The 10,054-nt window shown below is 65.1% G+C and carries 7 protein-coding genes; 3 read left to right on the forward strand and 4 right to left on the reverse strand.

Annotated elements, in window-relative coordinates:
- Positions 1 to 214: 214 nt before the first annotated feature.
- Positions 215 to 667 (forward strand): VOC family protein, encoded by a 453-nt coding sequence (locus JWP83_RS19200; protein WP_297733095.1) that lies wholly within the window; start codon positions 215 to 217, stop codon positions 665 to 667.
- Between the two features lie 259 nt (positions 668 to 926).
- Here JWP83_RS19200 and JWP83_RS19205 read toward each other — a convergent pair whose 3' ends face one another.
- Together JWP83_RS19205 and JWP83_RS19210 are read right to left on the reverse strand one after the other, a co-directional pair.
- On the reverse strand, positions 927 to 3,473 hold the full coding sequence (locus JWP83_RS19205; protein ID WP_297733098.1) for an excinuclease ABC subunit UvrA: 2,547 nt from the start codon (positions 3,471 to 3,473) through the stop codon (positions 927 to 929).
- A 799-nt stretch (positions 3,474 to 4,272) separates the two neighbouring features.
- A complete protein-coding gene (locus tag JWP83_RS19210; protein WP_297733101.1) occupies positions 4,273 to 5,433 on the reverse strand; it encodes an FIST N-terminal domain-containing protein in 1,161 nt (386 codons plus the stop codon).
- Between the two features lie 94 nt (positions 5,434 to 5,527).
- Between JWP83_RS19210 and JWP83_RS19215 the strand changes: the two genes are divergently transcribed.
- Entirely contained in the window at positions 5,528 to 6,466 is a 939-nt protein-coding gene (locus JWP83_RS19215; protein WP_297733104.1) for an SMP-30/gluconolactonase/LRE family protein, read from the forward strand.
- Here JWP83_RS19215 and JWP83_RS19220 read toward each other — a convergent pair.
- A complete protein-coding gene (locus JWP83_RS19220; RefSeq protein ID WP_297733107.1) occupies positions 6,463 to 7,311 on the reverse strand; it encodes an SDR family NAD(P)-dependent oxidoreductase in 849 nt (282 codons plus the stop codon). The two genes, JWP83_RS19215 and JWP83_RS19220, sit on opposite strands and share 4 nt — an antisense overlap.
- 194 nt (positions 7,312 to 7,505) lie before the next feature.
- Positions 7,506 to 8,759: a hypothetical protein gene (locus JWP83_RS19225; RefSeq protein WP_367185653.1), complete on the reverse strand. Its 1,254-nt coding sequence runs from the start codon at positions 8,757 to 8,759 to the stop codon at positions 7,506 to 7,508.
- Between the two features lie 420 nt (positions 8,760 to 9,179).
- Here JWP83_RS19225 and JWP83_RS19230 point away from each other — a divergent pair, with 420 nt between their 5' ends.
- Positions 9,180 to 10,007, forward strand: a complete 828-nt coding sequence (locus JWP83_RS19230; RefSeq protein WP_297733115.1) for a DUF3060 domain-containing protein — start codon at positions 9,180 to 9,182, stop codon at positions 10,005 to 10,007.
- Positions 10,008 to 10,054 lie beyond the last annotated feature (47 nt).

Below are 10,054 nucleotides of genomic sequence, written 5' to 3' on the forward strand. Positions count from 1 at the left end.
TGTTCCAGGCCACCGGGCATTGTTGCCTCAGGTTGGAGTTGATGGCGAGTTCGTTGAGGTTGAATTCGTCTGAGTGATGGTCGACTTCGATCACCGCGTCGGGGCTGACCTCGGGACGGGTTGTCATCTGAAAGTCCTCCACCGCAGCGAGACCGTTGCTATTTAAACTATCGTTGCATTATTACGCCCTGTGGTTGTGTCGAGAAAGGCCGCGATGAGCAGTCACCGGACGACTTTCAATCATGTCGGCTTGTGTGTCTCCGATCGCGAGCGGTCGCGGCGGTTCTACGAGTCTGTGCTCGGGTTTCAGTTCTGGTGGGAGCTTGATCCGCCCGACGGGCCCACCGCCAAGCTTGTGCAGCTTCCCGAACCGCTGGGGGTGCACGCGACCTACTTGGTGCGCGACGGCTTCGTGCTCGAACTCATGGACTACTCGAAGCGCCAAGTTCACACCGGGTCGGAACGCGTCATGGATCAGATTGGCCTGACGCACATCTCGTTTTCGGTGTCCGATCTCAACGGCGTGTTGAAGACGGTCGAGGATTTTGGAGGAGCGGTGGTGGAGGGAACGGTCACGGAGGCGATGGCGATGATCCGGGATCCGGATGGGCAGCTGCTGGAATTGCTTTCGGACGGGTGGCTATCGGCGTTGCCGCCTCGACCTTAGAGCGGGTTTCCTTCAAGGCGGTGGGCAGTTAGGCCGCTGGCTAAGGACTCATAATCAGTTGCTCGCGGGGTCGAGCCCCGCCCGCCCCACCTTAAAAGCAGCGCCAATACGGGTCTAACACGTTCGTCGTCGATCAGTGTGGCGACTGTTTTCCGGAAACACGGTGCTCCGCGCGGGCACTACTTCGAGGGGATGGCCCAGCTCCGGCGAGAGGCTCGACGAGGAGCGCCGCGAGTGGTTCATCAAGAATGACAACTTCTCATCGAATAGCAGACAGCGCCAACCGCTTCGCGAGATAGGGCGCCGTACGGCTGTGTTTCGCAAGTGCCACCTTTTTCGGCGGGCCCGCCGCAACCACCCGACCGCCGTTGCTGCCGGCGCCCGGTCCCAGGTCGATCACCCAGTCGGCGCCTGCGACCATGCGCATTTCGTGTTCGGCCACCACTACGGTATTGCCCGCGTCGACAAGGCGATGCAATTGAACATCGAGCAGATCCACGTCGGCGGGATGCAGCCCGGTGGTCGGCTCGTCGAGGACGTAGAGGGTGTGCCCTCGCCGGGGCCGCTGCAGTTCGGAGGCGAGCTTGATCCGCTGTGCCTCGCCGCCGGACAGCTCGGTCGCGGGCTGTCCGAGACGGAGATAACCCAGTCCCACCTCTCGCAGCGTGGTCAGACTCCGCGAAGCGCTGGCGACGTCGGCAAGAAACTCCGAGGCCTCATCGACCGTCATCGCGAGCACGTCGGCGATCGTCCTACCGCGATAGCGCACCTCAAGTGTCTCGTCGGAGTAGCGCGCACCATGACACGCAGGGCATGTGGCGTATGTGCCCGGCAGGAACAACAATTCGACCGACACGAACCCCTCCCCCTGACAGGTGGGGCAGCGACCGTCGGCCACGTTGAACGAAAACCTGCCCGCGGTCCAACCGCGACGACGCGCCTTCGGGGTCGCGGCGAACTCGCGGCGCACGGCGTCGAACAAGCCGGTGTAGGTCGCCAGCGTCGAGCGCGGCGTGCGCCCGATCGGGCGCTGGTCGACCGACACCAGCCGGTCGATCTCTTCGACCCCCTCGGCCGTCACACCCACGCTCGCGTCGTGGTCCAGATCGACGATCCCGGTGTCGGCTTCGCCGTCGTCGGATTCGGCCGGCTCGGCTGCGCGTCCCGTGCCGAGATGGCTGTTCACGACATCGCCGAGGACCTTGACGACCAGCGTCGACTTGCCTGAACCGGACACTCCGGTGACCGCCGTGTACACACCCAGTGGCAGGTCCACGTCGAGGTCTCTCAAATTGTGAAAGCAAATCCCGCGCAGCCCCAGCCGGCCGGACTGCGTGCGGGGCTGACGAGACGGCGGCCGGGCTCGCTCGAAAAGGTACCTACGAGTGACCGACCCCTCGATATCGGCGAGGCCCGGCACCGGGCCGCTGTAGAGCACGCCCCCGCCAAGCTCCCCCGCCCCAGGTCCAACGTCGACGACCCAATCGGCACGACGGACCACGTCCATCTCGTGCTCGACCACGAACAACGAATTGCCCGCCCGCCGCAGGCGATCGAGCACGTCGAGTAGCGGTTCGGCGTCCGCGGGGTGCAGTCCAGCCGACGGCTCGTCGAGCACATAGAGCACGCCGAACAAGCCGGCTCGCAGTTGAGTGGCCAGCCGCAACCGCTGCAGTTCCCCGGGTGACACCGTCGGAGTGCGGCGATTGAGGGTGAGATAGCCGAGGCCGAGATCGATGAGTACCTGCAGGCGTGCGACGAGGTCGGCGGCGATCATGGTCGCCACTTCCGTCAGCTCACCGGATTCCGTGGACTCGTAAGCGGCGGCGGCATCGGTCCGAGAAGCCGTCGGGCGCAACGTGTCAGCAAGGTCGGCCAACGGCATCGCCGCGTACTCGGCGATGGTGCGCCCGGCGAATGTCACCCTCAGCGCCTCCGGCCGCAGCCCGGAACCGTCGCACAGCGGGCAGTCGACGCTGTCGACGAACTGCAGCACGCGGCGACGCATCGTCGCGCTATGGGAGTTTGCCAACGTGTGGCGGACGTGGCGCTCGGCGCTGGAGAACGTGCCGTTGTAGTAATAATCCGCCTGCACGGGGTGCTGGCCCGGATCGATTTCGACAGTCGGCTGCTCATCGGTGAACAGGATCCAGTTGCGTTGCCGCTTAGGGAGTTTCCGCCACGGCTTGTCGATGTCGTAGCCGAGCGTGATCAGGATGTCGCGCAGGTTCTGCCCCTGCCAGGCCCCCGGCCATGCTGCGACGGCGCCTTCGCGGATGGTCAGCGACGGGTCTGGCACCAGTGTCTCTTCGGTCACCCGGTGGATCCGTCCGAGCCCGTGACATTCTGGGCACGCCCCGACCGCGGTGTTCGGGGAGAAGGCGTCGGAGTCCAGTCGTTCCGTGGCCCCCCGCGGGTAGGTACCGGCGCGGGAGAAGAGCATCCTCAGCAGGTTCGACAGGGTGGTGACGGTGCCGACCGTCGACCGCGACGTCGCCGAACCCCGGCGCTGCTGCAACGCGACGGCGGGCGGTAGCCCGGTGATGTCATCTACCTTTGGCGCGCCGGTTGGCAACAGCAGGCGACGGGCGTACGGAGCGACCGATTCGAAGTAGCGGCGCTGGGCCTCGGCATAGATGGTCCCGAAGGCCAACGACGATTTGCCGGATCCGGAGATCCCGGTGAACGCGACCAGCGCATCACGCGGCGCTACGACGTCGACACCCCGTAGATTGTGGACCCGCGTCCCGTAAACACGTACACAAGGGTCGATGTTGTCCGTGCTTCGGTAGGACGTTTCTGTCATCGCGCTCAGACGAGTACCCATGCTGAGGGACGAGGAAAACTCTTTGGAGAAGCAGCTGACGCCTGGTCGGTGCCGTCTTTCAGCCGCCTTCAGTGGCGGCGGCCGCAGGACTGTCGCCCCACGCCGAACGGTGGCGGTGAGAGTCGAGGAGGCGAACTACCAAGACCTCGAAAAACTCGCGGCTGGAGCATTCGCGGTCGACTAGCGCCGCAAGCAGGCCGAGCCGCTGATCGCACTGGCTGTTCCGCGGATGACGTAGGACGCCGTCAACACCCTAGGTCCCCGAACCTGGCCAGGATGCGGGCCGCGAGACTACGCGGAGGAAAGGCGCCTACCTACGCCGACCAGCTGATTGAGCAACTGCGTCACCTTCGGCGAGCTGATCCCGATTCCCGCTTAGGTTGTTGGACGTTTGGTCAGTCGTCGTCTCGCCACACACGCGTCCATGCGTAGCTAACACGGGACCACCGCTTCTCACCCCGGCGTCACCCCGGCGTCAAGGGGCGATTTGCAGCCGTACCGAGGGCGTACCGGAACTGTACCGCCGGCGGCCAGATTCCACGTCTTGCAGGCGATTTGATGCATCAGGTCGAACTGTTTCGGCTGGTCGTTTAGGCGTTGACAAGGGACTCATAATCCGTTGGTCGCGGGTTCGAGCCGCGCCTGTCCCACTGCAAATGCCCCCAGCTTGTCGCTGAAAAGTCGCTACGAGGCGGGCATTTCGCATACCGGATCGTCAGCGGTGACTGGTGTGACAGACCTGACGCCCATGCCTGTGGGCCACCGCCCAGGTAGCGGCTCATCTCGCGTCTTCGATGAACAGCGCCATCGACGCGGTAAACCCGTGCAACGCGTTGCGGCCCGCGATCGGGCCGATCTCCCCGGCGGCGAAGAAGCCCGCTAGTGGAATCCCGCCAAGTAGTTCCGCGATCGTCGACGCATCATGGTCGGCGACCCCGAACATCCGCCGCCCACGCCCGTTGCAGGTGAACAACAGCGCGCCAACCGGACGCCCGGGCAGCTCGGCTCTCGCCCGCTCCACCGCCAGGCGCAGGTCCTTGTCGGCGCCCGCCGCGTCACGGACCTGGAACTGCACGGTCGCGCCGACCTCCACAACGTCGCCGATCTCGATCGCCCCGGTCGATTGGTCGGCGCCGAGCAGGCCGCGGATCAGAAAGTCGCCCTGACCCGGAGCCGCCAGGTGCTCGTCGACGACGATCCCGATCTGCAGGCCGTTGCTGACCAGTTCCTGTTCGTCGCGGGGCAGCCCCTCGACGATCTCACGCAGGCGCTGTAGCGGCGTTATGCCGCCCAGCTCGGTGATCAGTGCGCCGTCCGCGCCGGTGACAATGTATGGGTCACCGATCGGCCGGCAGCCCTGCGACACGATCGGCACACCGTGCACGCCGGGCAGGCGCACGCCCACGAGGCCGGAGGTGAGCAGGCCGTGGTCGCGGAACAGCCGGGTCTCGCCCGGTCCCCGCCCGCCGCTCACCACGCCGCCCACCACGGTCGTTCCCGGCAGGTCGGTGTTGAGGTGCTCGATGAGCAGGCTCGACGGGAATGTGTACGGGTCCGGCAGCAGCAGGTGCAGATCGTGCGCGGTGCGGTCGAACCGGTAACCAGTGATCAGGCCGCCCGAGCCGGTGCGGACGAAGTCCAGCTGGAACGTCTCGGCGGCCAGGCCGGACGCCAGCCACACCGCCACCGCGGGCTCGTCCTCGATCTCGTGGCGGCCGGCGACGATCGCCTGCGCGACGCAACCGATCAGCGCGGGCGCCTCGACCATTCGCTGCACCGCGTCGAGGACGTCCACAACCTGGTCGGTGTGTGATCGCGACGCGAGCAGCACGGCCAGCGACGGCGCCTCACCCGCGAGCTCGTCGCGCGCGTGCGCTGCGGCCTCCACCGCGGCCTGCCGCGCGTCGGGCGCGGTGGAAACACCGACTCCGATCCGCACCCTTCCATGATGCGCCACCTCCGCTAGCCTGGCGTTGGGCTGCCACAAGCCCACAAGGGGCATCGATGAGCGAACAAGCGAGACCACCATCGAGGTGACCGGACTGCACCCCGTCGGGCGCGGCGTGGATCGCCCGGAACACGTCGTGGTGGCCGGCGATGGTCGGGTGTTCGCCTCCGATAAGGCCTCAGCTGTCGCAGAACTCATTGATGAGAACACCGTTCGGCGTATCGGGCGGGCAGGCGGCGAGCCGAACGGGATCGCGATCGACCGCAACGGCCACATTCTGATCGCCAATTTCGGCTTGGGTGTGCTACAGAATCTCGACCCGGTGACCGGCGCGATCACGACGATATTAAGCGGGCAACACGATGGACGCCCGCTGCGGTGGTTGAACTTCGTTCTGGTGGATTCCGTTGGGGCGTTGTGGTGTTCGGTGAGCACGATGGCAGACGATCTTATCGATACCATTGCGCGCGGCACCGCCGATGGGTTCATCTTTCGGGTCGCACCGGATCGCCAATCGGCACAAGTGGTCGCCGATGCGGTGAGCTTCCCGAATTGCATGGCCCTGGATCGCGATGAGGACTACTTGTATGTGGTCCGCACGGTAGCCGCTGACGTGGTGCGGTTTGCGATCCAGGGCGAAACACTCGGGCCACCAGAGCGATTCGGCCCGCCGCTGGGCGGCCGGCGCCCCGACGAGTTCGGCCCCGACCACGGCCGGTTTCTGGCCGACCCGCAGGTGAGTTGCCGGTGGGCGATGGCCGACGGATGCGCGTTCGATGCCGACGGGAACCTGTGGGTCACACTGGTTCTCGCCAACAGGATCGTGGCGATCAGCCCGGACGGCCAAGCGCAAACGGTACTCGACGACCCCGTCGGCGAGTTGTTGAGCGGCCCGACCAGCATCGCCTGGGGCGGCCAGGACATGCGAGATGTCTACATCGGCTCGATCGCGACCCCATACGTGCTCAAGGGCAGAAGCTCCGTGCCGGGCCTGCCGATGGTTCATCAGCGCCAGTGGCACTAGCCGCCCGACGGCCCGGGTCTCATGAAGTCGGGCAGCGCGTCGTCCGGGTTGGGCGGGATCATCGATTCGGGCAGTCCCCACAGCTGCCGAATGGTGGCACCGCCGTCGACCACGAGTGTCTGACCGGTGACGCGGGCGGCCAGTTCAGAAGACAGGAACAACGCGGCGTTGGCGATGTCATGCGCGCGGGGCGCGGCCAGCGGGTTAATTCCGTTGACGGCGTACTCGTGTGGCGGCTGGTCCTCGTTGCCGGAGCCCACATTGCCCGGCGCGACCGCGTTGGCGCGAATGCCATAGCGTCCCAGTTCGTCCGCGAATGTCTTGACGAGTGAGATGACGCCGGCCTTGGCGGCGCCGTAGGCCGCGTGGTAGGTGGCAGCCGCGATGCCGTCGACCGAGGCGATTGCGACCAACGATCCGCCGCTGCGCTGGTCGATCATGCGTTGTGCGACGGTTTGGAATAGGTAGAAGACCTGGGTCAGGTTGTAGTGGATTGCCGCGTCCCACAATTGGGTGGTGAAGTCCTCGACCTTCGACCAGGTCGCACCACCGATGATGTCGACGCAGACATCGACACCGCCCAGAGCTGCGACGGCCTCGTCGATCGCCCTACTCACCTGCGCAGGGTCGGTCATATCGGCGACGATTGGGATGGCATTGCCTCCCCTGTCGATGATTTCGCCGGCAATTTGATTGGCGCGCTGCTCGTCGATATCGATACAGGCCAACGAGGCGCCCGCCTCAGCGAGGGCCAACGACGTGAACCAGCCGTGGCCCGCGCGCTCCGGAATGTAGCCCGCACCCGACACCACGGCACGCTTGCCGGATAGTCCCAAATCGATCACGGCCGACCTCCATTGCGCCCCAACCGGTCAGCCTCGGGCCAGTGGTGGCCGACGGCCGCACTGGTGGAGTATCGGGACAGTCTCGACCGCTGTCAATGACGACTCATTGCGCCCGATCCACCGGCACCCCGGACAGCCAGCCAGGGTGTTCAGCACGACAAATCGGGTTCCTCGGGTCCAGGGCCGCTTGCCTCTCATTGAGAGTCGTTGCCGTCCTTGATATTCGGCCCTTCTTCGGCGCGTTGGTTCCGGAACGGCTCTACTAGCTGTGCGCCCAAGAAAACGACCCCCCGGCCCACCACCGCGAGCGCACGGTTCGTGGTGGTTGCGGCGGCTCCGATGGCGGCGAAAGCAGCATCGAACACGCTCGGAATGTGGAAGTCCTCCCAGGTCTCGACCTGGTGGTGGCGGGCCTCTGCAAACCGGTCGAGCTCGTCGCGAAGGGCGCAGCGCTGCGTGGCCAGCTCTCGCACTGCCCAGAAACGGAAGCCGTCGAGCACCGCTGGCTTCGCGAACCGGTCGAGTATTTCCTTCGCGTTCTGATAGATCTCGACATCTTCGCGCAGATGATGCTTGACGAGCTCGCGAGCTTCATCGATCGCTCGTAGCAGCTGTTCTGGTTGCGTCGACTCGATTCGCGCGAGGTTCAGGCGCTGCCATTTGTGCAGGCATTCTTCCGCGATCACCAGCAGGCTCAGAGTGTCACCAAGCCGGTTGTCGTTGATCGCGTTTCGCAGCTTCTCGGCACGCTGCTGCACGGGCAGGGTGTGATCGAAAGACGCCAGGATGCGCCTGACATGGTTGCGTAGTTGCTCGACGGTGATGTTGAGCGCCGGCCCTAGGACGGCCACCGAATCCCAGTACGCATCGGGTAGCGATCCGTACTTTTCTAACGAGTCAACCATCCGCGAAAGCGTCAGGTTATTGCCCAGGACGTCGCCGGAGCGCTGTGCCCGGGCGACTTCGAGCACTGATTCGACTTTGTCCTCCACGCGCCGGACGGCGTCTTCCACTTGGGCAACCGCGGACGTCAATGCCATCTGCACGGCGATCATCTGCGCCGACACCATCGCTTCTGTGCCAAGTAGTGCCGGTCGCCACTGAAGGGGTGCGAGGAACTGGCCCGCATCGGCGTTCGTCGTCATCCGAAAGAAGCCGTCGCTGAGGGGAATTAGATTGCCATCCTTCAGCGCGTTCAGACTGTCGCGATGCAGCTGTACGTACTTGCCGGAGTCAGCCAGTAGCGAGGCCAGCCCGGCGAGCCCGCTCGCCGCGTTGCCGAGTGAGGCGACGTCGATCTTCGCGATTCGCATGGCCTGCCCGGCGGTCGCCCGCAGCCGCGCCAGATAGGACTCGACGGTGTCGGGGTCACCGCCAACCAGCAGGGCCTCGTCATGGAACGACACGACGACCCCGTCGGTATCGATTGTTGTCCGTACGTCGGGCATCTCGGATGTGCTCACGGGGCACCCCCAAAAATCCGTCGGCATGCAAGCGAGCAGACCGAGAGTGAGCAGGTCTTCGCGAGCCAGTGAGTGCGGACGTTACACCCACGTTTAAACCAGGACTCTCCGATTCGCCGCCTGTTGGGTAGGAATTCACCCGGGACGCGGAGTGGTCGCAGGAGCACCAGATCTACAGGTTCTATCGATTCGGCAACATGGCTGGGCGTCGTTCGGCTCGACCGCGCGTGCGGTATGAATCGCGCGCTGCTGACACCGGCGCGCCTTGGCTCGCGAGCAGACGGAGAACCGCACGCGGAAACCCTGCCCAGCGCGATTCTGCGTCATGCTCACGAATAGGCGCTGCCCCGGCGGTGGCAAATTGAGGACTGTCCGGCTAGCTGCGGATGTGGAACCATTTGGCAAATGAAGGACGACGATCCCGAAAAGCGGATCCGCGAGTTAGAACAAGAGCTTGCCGACGTCACGCGGCCCCCTCAAAACACGCCCCCGTACGCGGGGGGTTCGTACACGGGTGACGCAACGTACACCGGTGATACGACGTACACGGGCGGTCCGACGTACACCGGTGGTGCGCCATACACGGGCAATGCGCCGTACGCGGGCGGGTCGCCTGCGCCGTACGGTTTCGGGGTCCCGTCGCCGCGACGCCGCAGGCCCTACCCCTGGTTCCTCGTCCTGATCGGGCTCGGGATCCTCATGCCGACGGTCATCAGCCTCGTGATGCATTTCGCTAGGTCAACTCCGGGCAGGACCATGAGAAGCAACGGGACGCCGGCGACCAGCGGTCCCACAGCGGTGCCCCAAGGCGGCGAGCTCCGCGTGGGCGGCAACTCGGACACGAGGACGATCGCGTGCAACGACGGCAAGCTCACGCTGTACGGCTACGGCACCAAGTATTCCGTCACCGGGCACTGCGCCAGCCTCACGGTCGGCGGCTACAACAACAACGTCACCGTCGACAGCGCCGACACCCTCGAGTCCACCGGCTACGGCAACACCGTCACCGACAGCGCCTGCAACAACGGCAACCTGAAACTGTCCAGCTACGGAATCGCGTTCAACGTCACCGGCCACTGCGCCAGCCTCGCGATCTCCAGCTACCAGAACAAAGTCACCGTCGACAGCGTCGACACCGTCACAATCTCCGGCTACAACAACGACGTCACCTACCATTCGGGAACGCCGAAGGTCACCGATTCGGGCTATTCCAACAACATTCATCAAGGCTGAGCGACAGGAGTGGTCGCCGCTGAGGCCTCAGCTTGATTCCCGCCGCT

This window comes from Mycobacterium sp., assembly GCF_025965855.1.
GTDB lineage: Bacteria > Actinomycetota > Actinomycetes > Mycobacteriales > Mycobacteriaceae > Mycobacterium.